At 64.2% G+C, this 23,346-nt stretch carries 22 protein-coding genes; 10 read left to right on the plus strand and 12 right to left on the minus strand.

Features of this window, described 5'->3' with window-relative positions:
- Positions 1–391 precede the first annotated feature (391 nt).
- Positions 392–1,801, plus strand: a complete 1,410-nt coding sequence (locus AB1N67_RS09965) for an amino acid permease (RefSeq protein ID WP_367863767.1) — start codon at positions 392–394, stop codon at positions 1,799–1,801.
- A 51-nt stretch (positions 1,802–1,852) separates the two neighbouring features.
- Here AB1N67_RS09965 and AB1N67_RS09970 read toward each other — a convergent pair whose 3' ends face one another.
- Both AB1N67_RS09970 and AB1N67_RS09975 read right to left on the minus strand, forming a co-directional pair.
- Positions 1,853–2,602: a FecR domain-containing protein gene (locus AB1N67_RS09970; protein WP_090345748.1), complete on the minus strand. Its 750-nt coding sequence runs from the start codon at positions 2,600–2,602 to the stop codon at positions 1,853–1,855.
- Positions 2,603–2,675: 73 nt separating this feature from the next.
- Positions 2,676–3,596, minus strand: coding sequence for an AraC family transcriptional regulator (locus AB1N67_RS09975; protein ID WP_148921493.1), 921 nt, complete (start codon positions 3,594–3,596; stop codon positions 2,676–2,678).
- A gap of 102 nt (positions 3,597–3,698) precedes the next feature.
- Between AB1N67_RS09975 and AB1N67_RS09980 the strand changes: the two genes are divergently transcribed.
- The 5 genes from AB1N67_RS09980 to AB1N67_RS10000 are packed head-to-tail and all read left to right on the plus strand — an operon-like array spanning position 3,699 to position 8,143.
- Positions 3,699–4,259 (plus strand): carboxymuconolactone decarboxylase family protein, encoded by a 561-nt coding sequence (locus AB1N67_RS09980; protein WP_043215397.1) that lies wholly within the window; start codon positions 3,699–3,701, stop codon positions 4,257–4,259.
- A gap of 48 nt (positions 4,260–4,307) precedes the next feature.
- Complete coding sequence (locus AB1N67_RS09985) at positions 4,308–5,372, plus strand: acyl-CoA dehydrogenase family protein (protein WP_043215394.1); 1,065 nt, start codon at positions 4,308–4,310, stop codon at positions 5,370–5,372.
- Positions 5,369–6,196, plus strand: coding sequence for an ABC transporter ATP-binding protein (locus AB1N67_RS09990; RefSeq protein ID WP_182941048.1), 828 nt, complete (start codon positions 5,369–5,371; stop codon positions 6,194–6,196). Before AB1N67_RS09985 ends, AB1N67_RS09990 begins: the two co-directional genes overlap by 4 nt.
- Positions 6,183–7,388: an ABC transporter substrate-binding protein gene (locus AB1N67_RS09995; RefSeq protein WP_043215390.1), complete on the plus strand. Its 1,206-nt coding sequence runs from the start codon at positions 6,183–6,185 to the stop codon at positions 7,386–7,388. Before AB1N67_RS09990 ends, AB1N67_RS09995 begins: the two co-directional genes overlap by 14 nt.
- On the plus strand, positions 7,388–8,143 hold the full coding sequence (locus AB1N67_RS10000) for an ABC transporter permease (protein ID WP_043215387.1): 756 nt from the start codon (positions 7,388–7,390) through the stop codon (positions 8,141–8,143). The genes AB1N67_RS09995 and AB1N67_RS10000 overlap by 1 nt, the downstream gene beginning before the upstream one ends.
- 28 nt (positions 8,144–8,171) lie before the next feature.
- Here AB1N67_RS10000 and AB1N67_RS10005 read toward each other — a convergent pair whose 3' ends face one another.
- Both AB1N67_RS10005 and argC read right to left on the minus strand, forming a co-directional pair.
- A complete protein-coding gene (locus AB1N67_RS10005) occupies positions 8,172–8,858 on the minus strand; it encodes a GNAT family N-acetyltransferase (protein ID WP_043215385.1) in 687 nt (228 codons plus the stop codon).
- Positions 8,859–8,915: 57 nt separating this feature from the next.
- Positions 8,916–9,848, minus strand: coding sequence for an N-acetyl-gamma-glutamyl-phosphate reductase (argC, locus tag AB1N67_RS10010; protein ID WP_043215383.1), 933 nt, complete (start codon positions 9,846–9,848; stop codon positions 8,916–8,918).
- A 216-nt stretch (positions 9,849–10,064) separates the two neighbouring features.
- On the opposite strand from argC, the gene AB1N67_RS10015 reads away from it, so the two are divergent.
- The 3 genes from AB1N67_RS10015 (at position 10,065) to AB1N67_RS10025 (ending at position 12,121) form a co-directional block, all read left to right on the plus strand.
- A complete protein-coding gene (locus AB1N67_RS10015) occupies positions 10,065–10,946 on the plus strand; it encodes a LysR family transcriptional regulator (RefSeq protein ID WP_102082492.1) in 882 nt (293 codons plus the stop codon).
- A gap of 97 nt (positions 10,947–11,043) precedes the next feature.
- Positions 11,044–11,313 (plus strand): hypothetical protein, encoded by a 270-nt coding sequence (locus tag AB1N67_RS10020; RefSeq protein ID WP_090345767.1) that lies wholly within the window; start codon positions 11,044–11,046, stop codon positions 11,311–11,313.
- 118 nt (positions 11,314–11,431) lie between these two features.
- The gene (locus tag AB1N67_RS10025) at positions 11,432–12,121 is read left to right on the plus strand and encodes an MOSC domain-containing protein (RefSeq protein WP_367863768.1); all 690 of its coding nucleotides are present in this window, start codon (positions 11,432–11,434) and stop codon (positions 12,119–12,121) included.
- Between the two features lie 9 nt (positions 12,122–12,130).
- Here the strand turns inward: AB1N67_RS10025 and AB1N67_RS10030 are convergent, their stop codons facing one another.
- The 3 genes from AB1N67_RS10030 to AB1N67_RS10040 all read right to left on the minus strand — a co-directional run bounded on the left by AB1N67_RS10030 (position 12,131) and on the right by AB1N67_RS10040 (position 15,665).
- Positions 12,131–12,772, minus strand: a complete 642-nt coding sequence (locus tag AB1N67_RS10030; protein ID WP_090345772.1) for a TIGR04211 family SH3 domain-containing protein — start codon at positions 12,770–12,772, stop codon at positions 12,131–12,133.
- Positions 12,773–13,041: 269 nt separating this feature from the next.
- Positions 13,042–14,415, minus strand: a complete 1,374-nt coding sequence (ppnN, locus tag AB1N67_RS10035; protein WP_043215370.1) for a nucleotide 5'-monophosphate nucleosidase PpnN — start codon at positions 14,413–14,415, stop codon at positions 13,042–13,044.
- Between the two features lie 188 nt (positions 14,416–14,603).
- Entirely contained in the window at positions 14,604–15,665 is a 1,062-nt protein-coding gene (locus AB1N67_RS10040) for a YeiH family protein (RefSeq protein ID WP_090345774.1), read from the minus strand.
- Positions 15,666–15,774: 109 nt separating this feature from the next.
- Between AB1N67_RS10040 and AB1N67_RS10045 the strand changes: the two genes are divergently transcribed.
- Positions 15,775–16,680, plus strand: a complete 906-nt coding sequence (locus AB1N67_RS10045; RefSeq protein WP_043215366.1) for a LysR family transcriptional regulator — start codon at positions 15,775–15,777, stop codon at positions 16,678–16,680.
- Positions 16,681–16,715: 35 nt separating this feature from the next.
- Here the strand turns inward: AB1N67_RS10045 and AB1N67_RS10050 are convergent, their stop codons facing one another.
- The 5 genes from AB1N67_RS10050 to AB1N67_RS10070 form a co-directional block, all read right to left on the minus strand.
- Complete coding sequence (locus AB1N67_RS10050; protein ID WP_367863769.1) at positions 16,716–20,147, minus strand: inverse autotransporter beta domain-containing protein; 3,432 nt, start codon at positions 20,145–20,147, stop codon at positions 16,716–16,718.
- A gap of 434 nt (positions 20,148–20,581) precedes the next feature.
- The gene (locus AB1N67_RS10055; RefSeq protein WP_090342131.1) at positions 20,582–21,175 is read right to left on the minus strand and encodes a DUF4157 domain-containing protein; all 594 of its coding nucleotides are present in this window, start codon (positions 21,173–21,175) and stop codon (positions 20,582–20,584) included.
- Entirely contained in the window at positions 21,172–21,474 is a 303-nt protein-coding gene (locus tag AB1N67_RS10060; RefSeq protein ID WP_324724601.1) for a hypothetical protein, read from the minus strand. Before AB1N67_RS10060 ends, AB1N67_RS10055 begins: the two co-directional genes overlap by 4 nt.
- 6 nt (positions 21,475–21,480) lie before the next feature.
- Positions 21,481–22,026 (minus strand): cupin domain-containing protein, encoded by a 546-nt coding sequence (locus AB1N67_RS10065; RefSeq protein WP_043214747.1) that lies wholly within the window; start codon positions 22,024–22,026, stop codon positions 21,481–21,483.
- Positions 22,027–22,108: 82 nt separating this feature from the next.
- Positions 22,109–23,314, minus strand: coding sequence for an MFS transporter (locus AB1N67_RS10070; RefSeq protein WP_182818753.1), 1,206 nt, complete (start codon positions 23,312–23,314; stop codon positions 22,109–22,111).
- Positions 23,315–23,346 lie beyond the last annotated feature (32 nt).

Consider the following 23,346-nt stretch of genomic DNA (forward strand, 5'->3'; position numbering starts at 1 on the left):
GGGTGTATTGCATTGGCGGCCTGTACAGTGCAGTGCGTATTTCGTGCCACTGTGCATGGCTCTGGGTGGCAGACATTTTTACATTACGTGTCAGTTATCGCCACCAGCGTACATGTCAGCGTCATGCACAATCACAAATTCGCTGCTTTGCCGTCGAGGTTTGCCTCGCACCTTCATTTCGTCGCACCGAGCCGTTGCCGCTCGGCCAGCACAGGTTTCAGTTCGTCCGGGGGCCAGCCTTCGGACGCGTAAGCAGGCCGCCATGGAAGGCCTGCGTGTGCCCCAGAGCACACCTTCCTGCCCGCATAAGTACTGATGTTAGGTGAGACCGATAGCCATCGGGGTTTCACAGTTTTTCCTTGGATAAAAAGAAGCACGGGGTACACAACTGATGGACGCAACATCCACATCCACCACCGCGAGGGGAGCGCACGAGAGCAAACTCAGTGCCTCGCTCAAGTCGCGCCACCTGACGATGATGTCGATCGCCGGGGTTATCGGCGGCGCCTTGTTCGTCGGTTCCGGCAGCGTGATCCACAGCGCCGGACCGGCTGCGGTCCTGGCCTACCTGGCCGGCGGCATCCTGGTGGTGCTGATCATGCGCATGCTCGGCGAGATGGCGACTTCCTCGCCGGACACTGGCTCGTTCTCCACTTACGCCGATCGCGCCATCGGCCGCTGGGCCGGTTTCACCATCGGCTGGCTGTACTGGTGGTACTGGGTCATCCTGATGGCCTGGGAAGCCTACGTGGCGGGCAAGATCCTGCATGGCTGGTTCCCTGGCGTCAGTGTCAACGTGTTCGTGCTGGCCACGACCTTGGTGCTGATCACGGTCAACTTCTTCAACGTCAAGCACTACGGCGAGTTCGAGTTCTGGTTCGCGCTGATCAAGGTGGTGGCGATCGTCTGCTTCCTGACCGTGTGCACCGCGGCGGTGTTCAACATCTGGCAGTTCGGTGAAGTGCGTGGCATGAGCCACCTGACCGCCGAAGGCTTCATGCCCAATGGCATCACCACGGTGATCGGAGCGCTGCTGGGGGTGATGTTCGCCTTCCTGGGCGCGGAGATCGTGACCATCGCGGCGTCCGAAGCCAAGGATCCGTCCACCCAGATCGTCAAGGCGACCAACTCGGTGGTCTGGCGTGTGTGCCTGTTCTATGTGGGTTCGATCTTCCTGATCGTCTGTCTGGTGCCGTGGAACGACCCGCACCTGGGTGAGTCCGGCTACGGCGCCTACCGTCGTACCCTGGAGCTGCTGGGTGTGCCGTACGCCGAGCTGTTGATGAACTTCGTGGTGCTGACCTCGGTGAGCAGCTGCCTGATCTCCGGCCACTACACCGCCTCGCGCATGCTGTTCTCCCTGGGCCAGCGTGGCGATGCACCGTCGATGTTCAAGATCACCCGCGCCGGTACCGGCGTGCCGGTGTACGCGATCATGGGCTCGTGCGTGGTGGCGATCTTCTGCGCGCTGATCAACTTCAGCGAGACCCTGCGTCCGAAGGACGTGCTGGAAACCCTGATGAACACCACCGGCATGATTGCCCTGCTGGTGTACCTGGTGATCGCCTTCTCGCAGCTGCGCATGCGTCGCAAGCTTCAGGCCGAAGGCAAGGAGATCCGCCTGAAGATGTGGCTGTTCCCGTGGCTGACCTACCTGGTGATCGCCTTCATCGTGGCGGCCCTGGTGACCATGGCGTTCATGCCTGACTACCAGATCCTGGTGATCTCCACCGGTATCGCTGCGGCCATCGTGGTGGCCATGGGCGTGGTGCACCAGATCCGTACCGGCAACCGCCACTAAGGCGTTCTTGCTGCATGACGCGGCCGGCTCCCCTCGGGGACCCGGCCGTTTTCATTTTTGCGCGTCCGACCGGCTCACCACGGTCAGCCAGCGGGTGTAGGTGTCTACTTTGATGGGCAGCTCGGCGCGCAGCTCGGCCAGGGCCTGGTCGCTGTCGTCCAAGGGCAGGTCGCGCCAGACCCGCAGGCCTTGTAACGCCTCGGCGTCGAACCACAGCAATCCCTGACGGTGACGGGCCAGGCGCTCCAGGGTCTCGCTCAGGGGCTGGCCGTCTGCGGGCAGGCGCTGCAGATGCCAGGCCGCCTGCAAGGTGCCGCTGTCCACGCTCCCCAGGGTGCCGGGGCCGCTGGCCTCCAAGCGCAAGTGCTGGCCTTCGTGCAATGACAAATGGCCGCTGTCGCCCTCGAGGTCGGCCTGGCCTCGCAGCACACTGACCTCGCTGACATCGCCCAGGCACTCGACGATCAATTGCCCCGCCAAGGGGCGCAAGGTGCCCTGGGGGGTGCTGATCCGAAAGGGGCGCGCATCGTCTGTGGCGATCTCGATCAATAGCTGGCCCTTGAGCAATTGCAGGTGCCGCTGGAGGGCATCGAATTCCACATCCACCGAAGAGCTGGCGTCGAGGGTCAGCAGGCTGCCGTCTTCGAGCTTGCGGGTCAGGCGGTGCTGGCTGTCGGTGGCAAGGTCGGCCAGCTCGAAGCCTTGGCCCATCCACGGAGAGGCGAGCAGGGCGGAGGCCGCCACCAGGGCCACAATGGCCAGGGGCAGGGCAAGGCGTGGAAACAGGCGGGGTGGGATCATGGGTGTGGGGCGTATTTCTGGCTGAGCTCAGTTCAAGCATAGCCCCCTGCGCAAGCCCAGGCCCTGCGCGGCGTCAGTGGTCTGGCGGGTCTTCGTGCTGGCGGCGATAGGCGCCGGGTTGCACGCCCACGGCCTTGGCGAACGCCCGGGTGAAGGCCGCCACCGATTGATACCCCACCTGGGCCCCGACTTGCTCCACGGTATTGCCGGCCTTGAGCAATTGACAGGCATGGCGCATGCGCAGCGCCAGCAGCACCTGGCCTGGCGATTGGCCGGCCAGATCGTTGAAGCGTTTGAAGAATGCCGAGCGCGAAAGGCCCGTGCAGGCGGCCATGCTTTCCAGCGTCCATGCCTGGCCTGGGCTGGCGATCAGTTGCTCCAGCAGCGTGGCGAAGGCTGGCTGGCGGGCGAGGGCGACCAGCCCGTGCAAGGCCTCCCCGGCATGCACCTGCTGGCGCAACACGTACAGGAACAACAGATGAGTCAGGCGCTCGAGCAACGTCTGCGAGGGCGCGGGTGGGCGGCGGCACTCTGCCAGGATCAACTCGAACAACGCCCGCGCGGCATGCCCGGCCGGGTCATCGGCGCGCAGCAGGATCCAGTCGGCCAGGCCGTCGACGATCAGCGTCGACAGCCCCGATTGAAAGTGAAAGAACCCACACACCAACCCGACGCCTTCCTCGGCCTGGCTGTCCAGAGGCTGCATGGGCTGTCGCGGCTGAGTGCAGGCGCTGGCCGGGTCGGCATCGCTAGAAAGCCGGTAGCCCAGGTCGCGCAGCAGGAACACCGCATCGCCACGTTCCAGGCGAACGGCCTCGGGATGGCCGTCGACATGCAGCCAGCAATGCCCCTGCACCACCAGGTGGAAACTGGCTCGGCCCATCCCCTGGGTGCTGGCATGCCAGCCGCCACAGTAGCGGCCCACATGGAACAGGCTGGCATCGAGCTCCAGGCGCTCTAATAACCAATCGACAAGATGGCTGGATGAAATCATCTAATGCAAAGACTCAGGAGCAAGGAAAGGCGACTGATGAATATGGAGGGGAATTCTTATAACCAACAGACTATAAGCACACCTACCCAAGGAGACCACTCCATGACATCGCGCATTACTCTACACACTCTGCAAAGCGCCCCGGAAGCGGCACGGCCTTTCCTGGAAAACGCCCTGAAGAACTCAGGCTTCATCCCCAATTTGCTGGGCGTGCTGGCCAATGCGCCGGCGGCCTTGGAAACCTACGTGACCGTCTCGGCACTCAATGGCAAGGCCGAGCTGACCCTGGCTGAGCGCGAAGTGGTGCAGTTGATCGCCGCGACCGAGCATGGCTGCGACTTCTGCGTCGCCGGTCACACCGCTGTGGCGCTGAACAAGGCCAAGCTGCCTCAGGAAGTGGTCGACGCCCTGCGTGCCCGCGGCGAGCTGCCCAATGCCCGGTACGAAGCCCTGGCCGCGTTCACCCGCGAAGTGATCGCCACCCGTGGCAACGTCAGTGAGGCTACCTACGGCGCTCTGCGCGAGGCCGGCTACAGCGAAGGCAACGCCCTGGAAGCGATTCTCGGCGTGAGCCTCGCGACCCTGTGCAACTTTGCTAATGTGTTCGCCCAGACGCCGCTCAATGACGAGCTGGGCCAATACCGCTGGCAGCCTTCGGCCTGATCCGCCTGGTGCCGGCCTGGCCGGCGTTTCGAACAAAGGAGTAGGGACATGCTTGATTGCGCATTTCGACAATGGCTGGATGCCAATGCCGAAGCCATCGACCAGGGCCAGTGCGATCCGCACCTGGTACTGGCGCACATCGCCGAATCGCAGCTGCTGCGGGTCGGTATCGAGCCCGCCCTGGGCGGCTCGGGCGGGCGGGTCACCGACGCCGTCGAAGCCATCGCCGCCATTGCCAGCCGGTCCCTGGCCGCGGCCTTTGTCTGCTGGGGCCAACGCTCGTTCATCGAGTACCTGCTGCAGAGCCCCAACCAGGGCCTGCGCGAGCGGCTGCTGCCTAGCCTGCTCGCCGGTGAGCTGGCCGGTGCCACCGGCCTATCCAACGCCATGAAGTACCTGTCGGGCATCGAGGCCTTGCAAGTCTGCGCCCAGCCCGCGACAAACGGCTGGGCCCTCGACGGCCGTCTGCATTGGGTGACTAACCTGCGCAAAAGCGGCTTTGCCGTGGCTGCGGCGATCGAAGACGCCACCGGCGGCCCTCCGTTCGTGGTGGCAGTGCCTTCGAACCTGGCGGGCCTTGAGCGCTCCGACGACCTGGCGTTGATGGGCTTGCAGTCGAGCAACACCGCCGCGCTGGCATTCCATCAGGTAGCACTGGGGCGCGAGTGGCTGCTGCATGACAATGCCCGTGAGTTCCTGCCTAAAGTGCGTCCGGCGTTTCTGGCACTGCAGTGCGGCATGGCCATCGGCCTTGCGCGGCGTGCACTGGAGGAAGTGAGCGGGCACCTGCAGGGGCGCGGATCGTTCCTCGACGAGGCCCGGCAGGTACTGGCCGAGCGCTTGGAAAATACCGTGGACGAGCTCAAGCAGGGCTTGCTGGAAGGGCGCTTCACTCAGCAGCCGGCGGCGTTGTTCAAACTGCGCATCCTCCTAGCTGAAAGCGCAGCCGATGCCGTGCAGTTGGAACTGCAGGCCAGCGGCGGCAAGGCTTACCTCACCGCGTATGGCGAAGGTTTCGCCCGGCGCTGGCGCGAGTCGGCGTTCGTGCCCATCGTCACCCCGAGCCTGGTGCAATTGCGTGCCGAGCTGCAGCGTCAGGCGGCTGCAGCATGACCCAGGCGTTACTCCAAGCCCGCGACATCAGCCTGGGCTACCCTCGCGATGGCGGCTGGCAGACTGTACTGGAGCGCTTCGACCTGGCCCTGGCGCCGGGAGAAGTGGTCAGCATCCTGGGGCCCAGCGGAGTGGGCAAGTCCAGCCTGCTGCGCGTGATGGCCGGGTTGCAGCAACCTTGCGGCGGCAGCGTGACCCTGCACGGCGAGCCGTTGCACGGGCCGCACCCGCGTCTGGCCGTGGCGTTCCAGGACCCGAGCCTGCTGCCCTGGCTGAGCCTGGAGAAGAACGTCGCTTTCGGCCTGGACTTCGCCCGCCAGCCCAAACTCAATGCAGCCGAGCGACGCGCCCGTATCGACCATGCCATCGAGGCGGTGGGGCTGGACCACGCGCGCAACCAGTACCCCGCGCAGCTCTCCGGTGGCATGGCCCAGCGCACTGCGCTGGCCCGCTGCCTGGCGCGTCAGCCCCAGGTGCTGTTGCTCGATGAGCCCTTCGGCGCGTTGGACGAGGTGACCCGCGCCGACATGCAGCAACTGCTGCTGCAGCTGATCGCCACCCATCGCACGGCGGCGGTGCTGATCACCCACGATATCGACGAAGCCCTGCTGTTGTCCGATCGCGTGTTGCTACTGGGCGACCACCCGGCGCACATCCTCGGGCAATGGGCTGTCGACCTGCCGCAGCCACGGGCGCAGCGGGTCGAGGAGCTGGGCACGTTGCGTATCGAGATCCTCAAGACCCTACGGCGGGCGAGCCGCTGCCCAGACCCTGTTCCTTCTCCCTTGCCGCTGCCGTCGGAGGCTCGCCATGTGCATGGATGATTGCTGTTCTACTACTTCCCGTCGCGACTTCATCAAGCTCAGCGCCATGCTCACCGCGGCAGGCGCCTTGCCGCTGCTCTCGAGCTTGCAGGCGCGTGCCGCCAGCGAACCGGACGCCCCGGTGCGCATTGGCTATCTGCCGATCACCGACGCCACGCCGTTGCTGGTGGCGCACAACAATGGCCTGTTCGAAGCCGAGGGCATCAAGGCCGAGCGTCCGGTGCTGCTGCGTAGCTGGGCCCAGGTGATCGAAGCGTTTATCTCGGGCCAGGTCAACGTGATCCACCTGCTTTCGCCGATGACCATCTGGGCTCGCTACGCCAGCCGAGTGCCGGCCAAGGTGGTGGCCTGGAACCACGTGGGCGGCTCGGGCCTGACCGTGGCGCCGGACATCACCGACATCAAGCAACTGGGTGGCAAGACCGTGGCGATCCCGTTCTGGTATTCGATCCATAACGTGGTGGTGCAGCAACTGCTGCAAGCCAATGGCCTTACACCGGTTTCCAAGCCGGCCAACGCGTCGCTGGCGGCCAACGAGGTCAATCTTTTGGTGCTGCCGCCGTCGGACATGCCGCCGGCCCTGGCCAGCAAGCGTATCGCCGGCTACATCGTCGCCGAGCCCTTCAATGCCCTGGCCGAGGACCTGAAGGTCGGACGCGTGCAGCGCTTTACCGGCGATGTGTGGCGTAACCATGCCTGCTGCGTGGTGTTCATGCACGAGCACGACCTGAACAACCGCCCCGAGTGGTCGCAGAAGGTGGTCAATGCCATCGTCAAGGCCCAGCTGTGGACCCGCGACCATCGGGCCGAGGCAGCCGCGCTGCTGTCGAAGGCCGGCCCCAACAAGTACACACCACATACCCCGCAGGTGCTCGCCAAGGTGTTGGCACCGGCCGCCGAGGACCACGCCGGTTACATCGCCAGCGGTGCGATCGCGCATCAGCAATGGGATGAGAAACGCATCGACTTCCAGCCGTATCCATTCCCCAGCTACACCGAAGCGCTGGTCAAGCACCTCAAAGGCACGCTGATCGAGGGCGACAGTGGCTTCCTGGCCGGGCTGGACCCGGCCCAGGTGGCGCGCGACCTGGTCGATGATCGCTTCGTGCGTACAGCCATCGAGGCGGCCGGTGGTTTGGCGGCGTTCGGCCAGCCCGACAGTTTCGAGCGCCATGAGGAGTTCGCCGTCTGATGGGCAAGTCTGTCATGCATGGCCTCCTGGGCCTGGCGGGGCTGTTGGGGCTGTTGCTGCTGTGGTGGGCGGGGGTGCAGGTGTTTGGCGAGGCCGACGGCCTTTCGGCGCGTTTTTCGCCCCAGGCCACGCTGGCCAGCCTGGTGCAATTGCTGGGCGAGGGCGAGGTCTATGGGCATGTCTGGGTCAGTCTCAAGCGCATCCTGGTGGGGCTGTTGCTGGCGCTATCGGTTGGCGTGCCCTTGGGCTTGCTGGTGGGCAGTTACCGCCACCTGGAGGCTGCGACCACACCGGCGTTCCAGTTCCTGCGAATGATCTCGCCGCTGTCGTGGATGCCGGTGGTGGTGATGTTGATGGGGGTGGGCGACCAGCCGATCTATTTCCTGCTGGCTTTCGCCGCGCTGTGGCCGATCCTGCTCAACACCGCCGCAGGTGTGCGCCAGCTCGATCCGCGCTGGTTGCAGTTGTCCCGTAGCCTGAGCGCCACGCGCTGGGAAACCTTGTGCAAGGTGATCATCCCTGGGGTGATCGGCCATGTGCTGACCGGTGTGCGTCTGGCGATCGGCATCCTGTGGATCGTGCTGGTGCCGTGCGAGATGCTTGGGGTCAGCGCAGGGCTAGGCTATTTCATCCTCGATACGCGTGACCGGCTGGCCTATTCGGAGCTGATGGCCATGGTGCTGCTGATCGGTGCGCTGGGGTTCATGCTCGATGCACTGGCCCGTGGGCTGCATCGGCGGTGGGTACACGCCTGAAATCGCCGGGACCGCCCAGCGGTCCCGTTCAATGCACGGTCTTGCGCTGCTTCACACAGGCCTGTGCCTGCAAGGCCAGGGCATCAAGGCGTTCGTCGCGCTGTTTTTCCGCCGCCAGCATGGCCTCGTCGCCATGCTGCTTGAGCAGGTAGGCGTGAATCTGCCGCACTTCAGTGGTGCGATAGATCGGGGCGATGTCCAGACGGCCGACCAGTGCGCCACTGGCGTGCCCGGTGCTGCTCATCAGCACCTGCGGCCCGGCGGCGGCGGCCACCTGCAAACCCATCGCCTCGAACCATGGCACTTGCCCTGCAAAGACATTGAGCTCGACACAGGCATAGCGTGACTGGGCATCGGCCAGCAGCGCTCGGGCGATGCCTTGGCGGCGGTGGTCTGGGTGCACGGCCAGAAACGCCAGCACGCAGGCCTGATCGTCATCCTGGGCCGGCAGGGCAAGGGCGAAGCCGAGCAGTCGGTCCGGTGCTTCGGCATCCAAGGCCAGGGTCAGTTCCACGGCCAGACCTCGGGTGCCGTCCATGGCCTGCAAATACTGATGCACCTCCAGGCCGACGCCGTACTGGTACAGCGGGTACAGCGGGTTGTCCGGGGTGATGGCCACGCTGCTCAGTTCACCGACATGGTCGATGACCAACTGACGGATCTGATTCTGGAAGGATTCGGGAGGCACACCGTCGAGGTGGCTGAGAATGAACATCGGGCAAGCTCCAGCAGGGTCGAACCGTCCCGCGCCGAGCGGCGCGGGAGGCACAGTCTAACCCAGGGCGGCGAGCATCAGGTCGAGGTTCTGCACGGCGGCGCCCGAGGCGCCTTTGCCGAGGTTGTCGAACACGGCCGTGAGCACCACTTGGCCGTAGGCCGGGTTGGCGAACAGGGCCAGGCGCAGGTCGTTGGTGTCGTTGAGCGCCTCGGGGTCCAGTTTGCTGGCCGGACCCTGCTGATGCAGTGGCATCACCTGTACATGGCGTGCACCGTGGTAGTGCTGCTCAAGGCAGGTTTGCAAGTGTTCAGCGGTGATGCCGCCGGCCAGCAGGCGCAGTTGCAGGGGGATGCTCAGCGCGATGCCCTGGCGGTAGTCGCCATAACCCGGCAGGAACACCGGGCGTGCAGCGAGCCCGGCGTGTCGCTCGATCTCCGGTACATGCTTGTGGGCCAGTTCCAGGCCATAGAGTTGAAGGGCAGGCACCTTGACGGCGCTAGTTTGCTCATGAAGTTCCACCGCCGCCCGGCCACCCCCGGAATACCCCGAGATTGCATGGATGCTCAGCGGATAGTCCGCCGGCAGCAGCCCAGCCTGGATCAGCGGGCGCAGCAGGGCGATGGCGCCGGTCGGGTAGCAACCGGGGTTGCTCACCCGCTTGGCCCGGGCGATGCGCTCGGCTTGTTCGGCGTCCAGCTCAGGAAGCCCGTAGACCCAGCCGGGCGTGGTGCGGTGGGCGGAACTGGCGTCGATCACACGTACTGCCGGGTTGTGGATGGCCGCCACCGCTTCACGGGCTGCGTCGTCAGGCAGACAGAGCAGGGCGATGTCGGCGTCGTTGATGGCCTCGGCGCGGCGTTGCGGGTCTTTGCGCTCGGCGTGCGGCAGGGTCAGCAGGCGCACGTCCTGGCGGCCTTGCAGGCGGGCATGGATCTGCAGGCCGGTGGTGCCTTGGTCGCCGTCGATGAAGACGAGAGGGGTGTGCATGGTCGGGATCCGTGTGCGAGAGAGATGGCCTATGCTCGCCTGCGGCTGGACGAAAGAAAATTTGAATATCATGATGCTTGGATTCAGAAAAAATGAATGACCGTGTCAGTCTTTTTGCGGGTAGATCCGCTCCCAGGCCGACCGCTGAACCAGGATCCACGCCGTACCTGTGGGAGCGGGTTTACCCGCGAACAGGCCAGCCCCCAGAGGACCCCCATGCGCGAAATCAGCCTCGACCGCCTGCGCACGCTGGTGGTCATCGCCGACCTCGGTTCCTTCGCCGAGGCCGCTCGTCAGCTCAACCTGGCTGCGCCCACCATCAGCCTGCACGTGGCCGAGCTGGAAGCGCGTGTGGGGGCGCCGCTGCTCACCCGCACCCGAGGCCAGGTGCGCCCCACCACCGTGGGCGAGACGCTGCTGAGCCGCGCCCGTCGCCTGCTGGCCGATGCCGACCTGGCCCTGGACGAGGTGCGTCGACAGGTGCAGGGGCTGACCGGGCGTGTGCGCCTGGGGGCCTCCACCGGGGCCATCGCCCATCTGCTGCCCAAAGCCTTGGCGCATCTGCGTGAGGCGCATCCGGGCATCGACGTGCAGGTGCAGGTGCTGACCTCCCAGGCTTCCCTGGCGCGCCTGCGTGAGGGCACGCTGGACATCGGCCTGGTGGCGCTGCCCCAGGTAGCGGGCAGAGGGGTGAAGCTCACCCCCTGGCGACGCGATCCGATCATGGCCTACCTGCCGGCCGACTGGCAGCCGCCCGCTAAGGTCACGCCGGCCTGGCTGGCCGAGCGAGCGCTGATACTCAACGACAACACCACCCAACTGTCGCGGGTGACGGCGGAATGGTTCGCCGCAGCGGGGCTGTACCCCGAGGCGCGCATCGAGCTGAACTACAACGATGCGATCAAGAGCCTGGTGGCGGCAGGCTATGGCGCGACACTGCTGCCCCAAGAAGGCGAAGCGGAGCGGCTGAACCCGCGGATTGCCCGTCGGCCCTTGCGCCCTGGCCTTTGGCGTCAGCTGGGGATCGCCTGCCGGGAGGGGCAGGTGGAGCGGGCAACCGGGTACGTGCTGCAGGCGCTGGAGCGCTTGCGTCAATGAACTGTGGCTGAATCTTTGAGCAAGGCTATGCTTTTGGCTGCGTCGGGCCCGCCGACGTGCCTGTCAGAAGTCCGGCTTTTCTCACGGAGAACACACCATGAAATCCCTGACACTGCTGCTGATCGCTTCTGCATTGAGCTTCACCGTTCACGCCGAAACCAGCCCGGAAACCAACTGCGCCGCCAAGATCAAGGAACTTGAGGATATCCACCGGACCGATGGCCAGGCCCTGCATGGCGGCATGGCCAAGGACTATCAGAACCTGCTCAACCAGGCCAAGGAGGCTCAGGCCGCAGGCAACATGGCTGAATGCCAGGCTTCAGCCGACCGCGCCAAAACCATCTACAACAAGGCCCGCGGCAAGTAGCGCGCCGACCACCCGGGCCTGGTCGCCACCGGTGCGATGGGCCTGGGTAGGCGAATGTGATCGTGGCGTTCGTGTCTCTGGGGTAAGCTTTGCGCCGGCAACCCAACGAGACCCTGGCATGATTCTGAACAGCCTCATCCTGGACAACCTGCTCACAGGCTTGGCCCAACCTTTCACCCGCCCTGGCTCGCGCAGTGCCATTGCCAAGCACCCCCGCCAAGGGCCGCTGGCCGTAGGACGGCTCGGGCTCGAAGGCGATGAACAGGGGGATCTGCGGGTCCACGGTGGTGTGGAAAAGGCCATCCACCACTATCCCCGCGAGCACTATGCAGCCTGGGCGGCAGAGCTTGGCGAGCATCCATTGCTGGCCGAGCCCGGCGCATTCGGCGAGAACTTCAGCACCACCGGTTGGCGCGAGTCGGATGTCTGCCTGGGCGACCGGATTCGTGTGGGGTCGGCGCTGCTGGAGGTGTCCCAGGGGCGCATGCCCTGCTGGAAGCTCAACGACCGCTTCGACGTGGCGCAGATGGCCTTGCGCGTTCAGCAAAGTGGGCGCACCGGTTGGTATTACCGGGTGCTGGAGGAGGGCGTGGTGCAGGCGGGCGAGCGCTTGGAGCTGGTCGAGCGCCCGCACGGCGAATGGTCGGTGGCGCGCCTGTCGACGGTGCTGTTCGATAAACACCTAGAGCCTGAGCTGTTACGCGAATGCCTGGCATTGCCGCTGGTGCCATCCTGGCGCAAGACCCTGCAACGGCGCCTGGAGCAACGCCAGGTCGAAGACTGGGCGCCGCGTCTGCACGGCGCCTGAGGGCTATTGTCAGAACCAGCGGTCGTTGCGTTTACGACCGCGGGTCAATGCCGGCAGGATCAACCCCGCGAGCAGACCGGCCCCGGCGATGCTGCCGCCGTAGACCATGTAGCGCATCATCACTTGCTTGTTCTCGTCACCCAGACGCGCCTGGGTGTCACGCAGCGACGACTGCACCTGGTCGAGTTGTTCGTTGAGCGACTTGTTGCGCGTTTCCAGTTCGTCGATCAGCGCCTTGCGCGAGTCGAGGGTTTCCTGCATGCCCTGGACGCGATTCTTCCAGCTGTCGTCGATGGTCTTGAGCTGTTCGGACAACTGCGTCACCTGCGCGTCGAGTGCCGGCAGGCGTTCGGCCTGGCCCGGGACCGATTGCAGGTCGCTGCTCAGGATCCATACCAGATCGCCGTTTTGCCCGCGGACCTGGCTGTATTCTCCTTGGGTGCCCACCAGCGTGACCTTCTGCCCGGCCTTGACCGAACCCACTATACGGTGGCCGTTGGTGGGGCCGCTGCGCACATAGGTGCTCAGGCTGTCGCTGACCCAGCGTGCGTCGTTGGCCGGTTCTTCGGCATGCGCGGGGATAGCCAAGGCAAGCAAGGAGGCTGCGAGCAGGGGGGCAAGGGCAAAGGAGGCTGGTCGGGAATCAGGCATGGTGATCTTCGCTGGAGCTGGACAAAAGAAGGCCCGATGACTGGGCCGATGAACCGGTCGGTGAGTTGACCGTCAGCGAAAGACCGTTTTTATCGAAGCAGGTTCACTGCTTGTTGTAGGAAATGTCTGCAGGATGTTGCGAGTAGAAGGTCAAGGGGCTGTGGCGCTGGCGCGAGCTATGTAGTGTCCGCTTTGCGGGTAAACCCGCTCCCACAAGGGCCGTGCGGACCTGTTGGGAGCGAGTTCTGCCGCTCAGCGGTCGCGACGGGTTAGGTCACTACCTGATAGCAAGGCACATACGCTGCCCCACCGGGCAACTTCATCCGGTGCTGATCAACGAAGGCCTGCAGCAAGCGCCCAAGCGGGTCGAGCACCGCGCTGTCGCCACGGATCTGGTACGGCCCGTGCTCTTCGATCAGGCGAATGCCCTTGTCCTTGACGTTGCCCGCCACCACCCCGGAGAAGGCCCGGCGCAGGTTGGCGGCCAGCTCATGGGGCGGCAGGTCCCGGCGCAGCTCGAGGTTGGCCATGTTTTCATGGGTGGGGTCGAACGGGCGCTGGAAACCTTCCTCGATCTTCAGCAGCCAGTTGAAGTGGAAGGCATCGTTGCGCTCGCGGCGGAACTGCTTGACCGCCTTGAGCCCCTCGACCATGTGCCGGGCCACTTCGGCCGGGTCGTCGATGATGATCTGGTAATGCTGCTGGGCCGTCTCGCCCAGGGTCGCGCCGACGAAGGCATGCAACTGCTGCAGGTACGCCTCGGCGCTGCGCGGGCCAGTGAGCACGACGGGGAAGGGCAAGCCTTCGTTGTCCGGGTGCATGAGGATGCCCAGCAGGTACAGGAACTCTTCGGCCGTGCCTGCGCCACCGGGAAAGATGATGATGCCATGGCCGACCCGCACGAACGCCTCCAGGCGCTTTTCGATGTCCGGCAGGATCACCAGCTCGTTGACGATCGGGTTGGGCGCTTCGGCGGCGATGATGCCCGGCTCGGTCAGGCCCAGGTAACGGCTGCCGTGCATGCGCTGCTTGGCATGGGCGATGGTCGCGCCTTTCATCGGGCCTTTCATCACGCCCGGGCCGCAGCCTGTGCATACGTCCAGCTTGCGCAGGCCCAGCTCGTGGCCGACCTTCTTGGTGTACTGGTATTCCTCGCTGCTGATCGAGTGGCCGCCCCAGCACACCACCATCTTCGGTTCCACGCCCGGGCGCAGCGTGCGGGCGTTGCGCAGCAGGTGGAAGACGTAGTCGGTGATGCCCTGGGAGCTTTCCAGGTCGATGCGCTGGCTGGCCAGCTCGCTTTCGGTGTAGACGATATCGCGCAGGGCGCTGAACAGCATTTCGCGGGTGCTGGCGATCATCTCGCCATCGACGAACGCGTCGGCCGGGGCGTTGAGCAGCTCCAGGCGTACGCCGCGGTCTTGCTGATGGATACGCACCTCGAAGTCCTTGTAGGCCTCGAGGATGGTCTTGGCATTGTCGACATGGGCGCCGGTGTTGAGGATGGCCAGGGCGCACTGGCGGAACAGGGTGTAAAGGCTGCCGGTACCGACTTCACTCAGTTGCTGGACTTCACGTTGCGACAGCGTCTCCAGGCTGCCTTTGGGGCTGACGGATGCGTTGATGACATGGCGTTGGGGCATCTAAGTCTTTCCTGTGCAATGAAACTTCCTACTTGGACACCACCATACCGACAAAAACGCACGGCAACGAGGGGGGCGCAGAAAAAGCCTCGTTGCCGCTTGCCAAGCGGTTACCCCAGCCCTGCACGATCGTGGGCGGCGGCATAGCCTGCGATGGCGCACGGCGCTCCGGGATCAGCCGCTGCCATTCATCCGAAAAGCCGTTGTACTCCCAGGGTGATGGCCAGACCGCCACCGATCAGCCACAGGTTGAGGATCGCCCCGGTGATCAGCGCGCGCGGGCCAGCCTGGCGGATCTGGCTCACGCGGGTTTCCATGCCCAGCGCGGTCATGGCCATGGTCAGGGCGAAGGTGTCGAGGCTATTGATGGTGTTCACCACCGCCGCCGGCAGGACTTGCAACGAATTGACCAGTACCAGCAGCAGGAAGCCAAAGGCGAACCATGGCACGGCGATACGCCCGCCGCCCTGGGCCTGGCCTTGCTTGCGCGAGCGGCTGACCCACAGGCCCACCACCAGCAGCACCGGCACCAACAGCAACACACGGGTCATCTTCACGATGGTGGCGATGTGGGTGGCCTCGGGGCTCACGTTGCTGGCCGCACCCACTACCTGCGCCACTTCGTGCAGGGTGCCACCGAAGAACAGGCCTACGCCGAGATTGTCGAGTTGCACCCAGCCGGCGCTGACCGCCAGTGGGTAAAGGAACATCGACAACGTGCCGAACAGCACCACGCTGCCCACCGCCATGGCCGCCTTGTGTGGCTGCGAGCGCAGCGCCGATTCGAATGCCAGCACCGCAGCTGCGCCACAGATCGCGCTGCCCGCAGCGGTCAGCAGCGCCGTGTCGCGGTCAAGCTTCATCACCTTCATGCCCACCAACAGGCCCACCAGCAGGGTGCTGACCACCACCAGCAGCGAGACTGTCAGACCCGACCAGCCCACCTGGGCGATCTCTTGCAAGCTCACCCGCAGGCCAAAGAACGCCACGGCCAGGCGCAGCAGGTTGCGCGCCGAGAAGTTGACCCCCGCCGCCCAGCTTTCCGGCAGCCCATAGCGCAGAGCATTGCCATACAGGGCACCGGCGACGATGCCGACGATCAGCGGGCTGATCCCCAGCCCGGCGATGGCCGGCAGGGCCGCCACCTGAGTGACGGCGAGGGCGAACAGGGCGACGAACAGAATACCGTTGAGCCGCCCACGGGTCGCGTGGGAAGGCGCAAGGGCGGGAGTAGGGTGGGCCGTGGCCATGGTAAGACCTCCGATGTGTATTGATGAGGTCTACGTTAATTCAGTTATAAGCTTATAAAAAATCGTGATTTAGGATGGCAAGTATCCGCTTAGCTGATATTTTGAACGTATGACCCCTGAACAACTGATAACTTTCGCCACCGTCGCCGAGCACGGCAACATCAGTCACGCCGCCGCCGCGCTGCACTTGTCGCAGCCGGCCGTGTCGGGTCAGCTGAAGTTGCTGCAGGAAGCGTTCGGTGAGCCGCTGTATCAACGTGCCGGACGCGGGGTGCGCCTGACGGCCGCCGGCGAGCAACTGCTAGGCCACGCCCAACGCCTGCGCGAGACCTTTCTCCAGGCCCAGGCCCTGCGCGACGCCATGCGTGGGATGGAGCGCGGCACCTTGCGCATCGGCGCCAGTACCACCCCAGCCAGTTACCTGTTGCCCTACCTGATCGCGGACTTCCACGCCCGCTACCCGGATATCGCGATCACCACGACCCATGGCAACACGGCGGAAATCGTCGCGGCTCTGGGTGAGCTGGACATCGCCTTGATCGAAGGCCCGCCAGGCCAGGAACTACCGCTTGGCACCAGCGTCACCGCCTGGCGCGAGGACGAGATCGTCGCCATCGTTCCGAGCGGCCATCCGCTGGCCGACGGCGTTCAGGTGCAGACGCTTCAAGCGCTGGGGGCGTATCCGTTGGTGCTGCGCGAAAGTGGCTCGGGGGTACGGCAGTTGGTGGAGCGCGCCTTTGCCCGGGAGGGTGTGCCGATGCGCGTGGCGTTAGAAATTGCCGGAGTGGAGGGGGTCAAGGAAGCGGTACGGGCGGGGATGGGCATTGGCTTCGTGTCGGCGATGTCCATTCGCCATGAAGACAACGCCTTGTACCGGCTGGGCATTGCACCGCAGCCATTAGCGCGGCATTTCTCGATACTGATGCCCCATGCCGCCGCGCCGTCGAGGGCGGCGCGGCGGTTCTTGGGGTTGTGTTTCGCGGACGTACCAGTCGTTGGCCGTAGTGCTGTTTAGGTTTTGTACGAAATGTAACCGGGCTCGGTCGTTTGTTACTTTAAGGTTCTGTAGCAAATTGCTTTGCCATCGACTGAGCCTTCAGGTGCCACCTCGGTTGCCCCGTCCATGAGAAGCAGGCGCAGATAGTGGCCTGCGCCAGCGGGGTCGGACAGCCACGTAGAGTTGGCCAGAAAAGAATAGCCCACGAAGCCGTACTCTGAAGCTGGGGTACCGACTCCTATTACGCCTTCTCCTTTTGTGGCGTCGGCCTTGGACACTGGCTGAAGTCCAAGAGCGGAACACCTGTTCATCGCGGCAGCCCAATTCCTTGATAATGAGTTATCGATATAAAACCATTTTTTTATCCTGAAGGTGTAGCTGTGTGAGACGTGGCTGCCCTTGCGGGTTCCCGTAATGGTGATTTCGCCTGAAGCATCATCAGGCGGAGTGGAAAATATAAAAAGGCCGGAGGAGCGATGGGTCAACCAGCTGACACTGGATGACCAGTTGTAATCTTTGGAATGGGCGCCGTTTGCAAGTGTTGCGGAAAACCCTACGCGATCGTAAGCCGTCGTGGGGAACCCGCTATCGACAGCGTGTGAATATTTACCAGGATACGAGTAACTGTGGAGTTCGGTGATGTGAGTACTCATCAGGGACAGGCGCGCATCCGCTCCCAAAGGTTCGTTATCGATCTTGGGCGTCATGGTGTAAAGATCGGGTTGCGAGCCGCTCAATGTAGCCTCGTACACCCCTGTGTTTCCAACTTCGACGATACGGCTCAATTCAACATCCGACGCAGGATTGCCCTTTGAGTCGGTCACGGTAAATGACACTTGGTCGACAATGCCACTGATTGGCTGCCCAAGCGAGTTCTTGACAATGAACGATGCTTTCGCCTCGTCCACGCCATCTGCCAGGATATCGGTCTTGCTTAGCACGAGCCGGGAGCTTCCTGCCGCAGGCGGTAAGACCTTCAGCTCCACTGATTTTGCCAGTGAGTCCATGACGTCACCGTCGACTTCAGGTGTGAGCGTAAAGTCCCCAGCTTGAGTACCACGCAGCGTGGCGCTGTATTCCCCTGTCGTGCCTTTTTCTTGAATAGCCGTCACGGTGATCTTGCCGGGTTCAGGCTGTTTGCCGCTGTCATCGGTCACGTTGAAAACGAGTAGGTTGGCCAGGCCGCTCACGGGCTTGTTGTCGGCATTCCTTGCTATGAACGTCAAGGTTGTTGAGTCGAAGCCATCTGCGTCGATGGACGGTGGCATAACCTTGAACGCTGAGTTGAGCTCCGCGGGCGGCAGTGCCTGTAATTCCACGCTGGCTTTCAGGGTACCGACGGGCTTACCGTCAAAATGAGGCGAAACGGTGTAATGGCCTGCCAGGAGGCCGCGCAGCTTCGCGGTATAAGTGCCTGCGCTTTCCACGATGGCTTCAACGGTGACATCCGGTGGCGAGACATTGCCACTGGCGCCATTCACCACGAACGCCAAGTGTTTGCCGATGCCCTCGAGTGGCAGGCCATTCGCATCCCTGGCGTCAAAGGCCAAGGTGGTGGTGGCCTTGTTATCAGCTGCAATGGTGCGCCGACTTGCCGAGAATCGAGAGCTGCCTGGGTTCGGTAGCACGCTCGTTGTGGAAACCAAGGCTTGCGCCAGTGCCGTGCCCTGAACCGTCGGTGTCAGGGTGACTGTCTGCTCGGTCTTGCTGGCAGTGACCCGGATCTCGTATACGCCAGGCGAGGTGCGTGTTGGATCCGAGACCTTGATGTCGTCCCCGTGCTTGCCTGCGCGTACGTGGTCGCTGGTGATCTTGATATCCGCCAAGGCGATGTCCACCGGCTGCTGCTGCTCGTCGCGGATGGCGAGGGTCAGGGTTTGCTGAGTCTTGCCATCGGCCGGCAGCACGGTATGGGCAGGGGTGAAGGTCGAGTGGCGCGCGCTGACCGCGGGGGCGTTGACGGTCACGCGGGTCTCGCTGCGCCCGGAGCGGTTGCCTTTGCTGTCCACGGCCACGCCGTGGAGGGTGTAGACGTTGGTTTGCTGGGTTTGGTAGTCGGGCAGCAGCACGCTGTAGTGGGGGCCGCCGTCGTGCACGAGCCGGCCGCCGGCCTGCAGCAGCGCCGGGGCTGTCCAGTCGATGTGCGACAGCGGGTACTTGCTGTTGACCCACACGCTCAGGGATTTGGTCTCGCCGCCCTGGCCGCTGACGTGGGCGGCGGCGGCCATTTGGATGACCTGCTTCTTGCGGTACTCGAGGACGATGTGGTTGTTGCGTTCGACCAGGTCGTAACGGCTGCCAGCCAGGGTGCGCAGGGCGCCGACGCCGGCGGGGTCGACCTGCTTGGCCCAGGGCTCGCCGATCTGGTAGCTGAACTCGGCACCGACGGTGGTCTCGTTGCCGCCGTTGCCCTTGCGCTGGTCGGCGCTGAGGGTCAGCAAAGGGATGGGCGTGTAGGTGAGACCGACGGTGACGGCGCTGGGGTCTTTCTTGCGGTTGTCCTTGCCGAACAGGCCGACTTCATCGCCGTAATACTGCTCGTAGCTGAGCTTGCCGCCGAGCTGCGGCATCGACGGCAGCCAGGCCTCGGTGCGCAGGTCCCAGCCGTTGGCCGGGCGTTCCTGGTAGTCCTCGACGTCGGGCGAATCCTTCCAGCCGGTCAGACGGGTGTAGCTGTTGGCGTTGACTTTGAGAAAGTCGCGCCAGTACTCGACCCCCAGGCCCAGACGGGCGTGTTGGCGGGACAGGTCGTAGTCCAAAAAGCTATTGGCGCCGAGCATGTAGCCGTCGTTGAAACGGCGCACGCCCAGGCCCAGGGTGGTCTGCTGACGGTCGTCCTTGCGGTGGACGCTGCCCTGGGTGAACAGCAACTGCTCGGGGGTGTCGTGCAGCGGGGCGAGCAGTTCGACCTGGGAGTTTTTCAGCGAGAACTTGTCGTCCACATCGATCTGCACCCGGGCGGTGCCGAAGCGGCTGAGCCACTGCTGAGCCTGGCTGCTGGCCTCGCGGGTGGCCAGACCGCGCGCCATGGCGGCAGCGGCGTCGCTGTCAGGGTTGTTGCTGAGGAAGTTGCCGGTGCCGCTGGCCATGGCGGCGAGCTCGCGGGCCTGTTCGTCCTGGGCGTCGGTGGAGGCCTGCGGGTCGGGCGAGTTCAGCTTCGGCAGCGGGTGCGCGGCGGTCGAGGGTACGACCAAGCGATCGCCGGGCTTGAGGGTATCGAGGTCGCGGCCGGGGTTGAGGCTGCGCAGGGTGGCGATGGTGGTGGCATATTGGGTGGCGATCGAGGCCAGGGTATCACCCATGGCGAAGGTGTGAAGACGGGAAGGCGCGGGTGATCGCTTGGCCGGTTCAGTGGTGGGGGCGGCACTGGCTGAAGGCGTGGCCAATGCCAGGGTCAACGGAAGGACCGCCTGGACGCCGATGTTGAGCCAGGCCATCCAGCGGATGCCCAAAGAGGTACCGGAATAAATAGGTTGGTTTTTCATGAAAGTCACGTGGGCAAGAGTTACGTAACTTCGCTACGAAAAGGCCGTGGAACCCATATTTCATTCAGGCGTGCCTAAATACCTGGTTACCCCGCACAAAGGGGGCGGTAAGTTGAAGTTGGCAACAGAAATGAAGTAAGCGGCCTTTTCAGCAAAGCAGCGGAGTTCTACTTATCTGAAGGCGCTTGAATGATTGAGAAGTACGAGCATATCGAATGTCCCTTAGTATTTTCAGGGCGCGAAAAATACAAGGCGTTATGCGTTTGATCTGTAAGAAATTACGGATAGTTAACTTGAAAAAGCCGATGGTGGTATGGGGAGGCCCAAGGTAGGTGGCTGCACCAGTGGGACAATGCTCGCATTCGACAAAAAAGTGCTTAACGGCGTGGAACACTCTTGGCAGATGAAGTGACCTGCTGAGACGGCAGGTATGTTCAACGCGCCTGCCCTGACTGTTTTTGTCGCAGTGCCTTGGCAACCTCGGCCTCGATCTTGTAGGCCGGCCCTTCCAGGTCCTCGTAGTTGCGGGTGTACCGCCGGGCAAATTCCTCCACCCCCAGGTCCTGGTACTGCTGCACATGCTTGAGTTCATGAGCCCAGAGCGCCACGTTGTCCTCGGCGTCTTGGGCGTGGCGGAAGATGATCGTGTCGATCAGGGTCACCGCGTTCACGTCCGGGTTTTGCAGCAGGGCATTGGCCGCGCTGACCTGCTGCTCGTCTCCCACCCGATAACGCGCTGCATCGAGCACGGCAAAGTCATACCAGGGCTCGAGTTGGGCGCGGATGTGCAGGGGAATCGGCTCGGTGCCGTTGGCGGTGGCTTCGTCGCGAGCTTGGCGCAGAGCGAAGGCCAGGCTACCGGAGGCCATGAGTTCGACGTCCTTGAGTACCTGGCCGGCCTGGCCTGGGTCGATCGGTGCGCAGAAACAGCCCATCAGGCACACCTGGTACTGCCCAGGCGGGCAAGTGTTTTCGGCCAGGGCCGGCAAGGCGAGCGCCAGGCCGAGCAACAGGCTGATGCGCTTCATTCAGAGATTCCCGTGGCCAGGAGCTGCTCGATGCGGCCACGCTCCCAGATACTCAGCAGATCGGTGGGGTTGGTGCCATAGCGGTGCCAATCTTGCAGGCCGGCTTCATGGCCGTCGGGTGTGCGGCAATGGCTGCACTGGACCAGGCCATCGGCGTCCAGCAGCAAGCGCAGCTGCCAGCCGTCGATGCGTACATCGACCTGCCCCTCGGGTGTGCGGGCCAACACCTGCAGCGCATGGATACCCAAAGCGGCGTCACGCAGGCGTTGGCAGGCTTCTCGGCTGTTGGGCGGCAGCACGGCGGATCAGAAGTTGGCCGGGGTGTTGGCGCTGATGATCTCGGCCTCGTCCGGGCCGATGTTCTTGAAACTGTGCGGCAGGGTGGTGGGGATGTAGTAGCCATCGCCTGCATTGAGGACACTTACCTGGCCATCGACCCACAGCTCGATGGTGCCACGGGTGACCAGGCCACATTCTTCGCCTTCGGAGTGCACGATCGGTTCGCCCGAATCGGCGCCCGGTGCGTAGAGCTCGCGCAGCATGCGCATTTGCCGGCCGGGGACGCTGGCGCCGACCAACAGCATGCGCAGGCCATTGCGGCCCAGGTCGGGTTGCTCGCCGCCGCGGAACACATAGCGCTCTTCGCGCACCGGCTCATCGAAGCTGAAGAATTCCGCCAGGGACATGGGGATGCCTTCGAGCAGCTTTTTAAGGGAGCTGACCGACGGGCTGACGCGATTCTGCTCGATCTGCGAGATCGTCGAGTTGGTCAGGCCGCTACGGCGGGCCAGCTCCCGCTGGGAGAGGTTGTTGCGTTCACGCACCAGTTTGAGTCGTGTCCCCGTGTCCATAGCCGCCTTGTTAGATAGAGAGGTGTCAAAAATAATGGGCGACGCATTAAAGCACACTCTGGACAGCAACGCGCTGTGCTTGTCAGTGACGTTTATCGGCGGGTGTCGGCCATAGCCCGACCAGCAGCAACAGCACAGCGACCGCCGCGAAGGGCAGGGCTGGATCGACCGCATAGACCAGCGTGCCGGCCAGCGGACCGAGCACTGCGCCCATGCCCTGGGCCGCGCCGATGGAACCTGCGGTGGCGCCTTGTTCGGTGGCATGCATGGCGTTGGCCGCCAGTGCCGAAAACGCCGGGAAGACAAACCCCATGCCAGCGGCTGCCACGAAGAATGCCCCCCACAGCCAAGGCGCGGTGTTCGCCAGGGCGGCGCTGGCAAACCCCAATGCCGAGACTGTGGCGCCCACGCGGATCATCTTCAGCGGCGGCCACTCGAGCTTGCGCAGCAGTACCTGGGCCAGTATCAGCGCGACACCTACGCAGGTGAGGGCGATGCCCGCGGCCTGGGCAGCCTCGACCGCGGCCAGGTGCAGGCGGTCGAGGGCAAAGAAGCCCACGGTGATCTGCGAGACCGTCACGCTGAACATGGCGCTGAAGGCCACCAGCAACGGGCGACGCAGGCGCGGATCGCGCAGCCGCACCGGGCTAGGCGCATGGCCATGTGCCAAGGGTTGTGGTTTGAGTTTGAACAGCAGCACGAAGAAAGCGCTCGCCGGCAACAGCGACATGACATAGAACGGCATGCTCAGGCTGTGGCGAGCCAGCAAGGCGGCCAAGGCCGGCCCCAGGACCAGGCCGACGGCGTTGGCTGCGCCCAGCGAAGCCATGGCCCGCGCCCGGCGTTGGGGTTCGACATGGTCGGCGATCAGGGCGTTGGCCCCTACCGGTAGTGCTGCATAGAACGCACCGATCAGACCGCGAGTGAGCATCAGGCCGGTGAAGGCCAGGGTCGCCCCAGGCATCCAGCGCAGTGCACCGTCGATGAACAGGCACAGCGACCAATACGAAAGCGTGAACCCCGCGCTGCCCAGCAACAGGATGCGTCTGCGGCCATAGCGGTCGGCGGCGCGCCCCCAAGGCCGGGCCAGCAGTACCCAGACCACCCCTGCCACGGTCACCGCTGCACCTGCCTGCCAGGTAGCCATGCCCAGCTGGCGGGCGATCGGGCCGATCAGTGCCACGAACGCCATCATCGACAGGGTGCACGCGCCGCTGATCAGCAGCAGCGGGCGCAGATCCAAGGTCGCAGGGGGAATCAGGGCAGCAGGGTCCTTTGCAGCGGTCATGGGCAGTCCAGTCGGTTGGAGGTCAGGGGCCA

Origin of the sequence: Pseudomonas guariconensis, from assembly GCF_040822035.1 — a bacterium.
Classification (GTDB): domain Bacteria; phylum Pseudomonadota; class Gammaproteobacteria; order Pseudomonadales; family Pseudomonadaceae; genus Aquipseudomonas; species Aquipseudomonas guariconensis.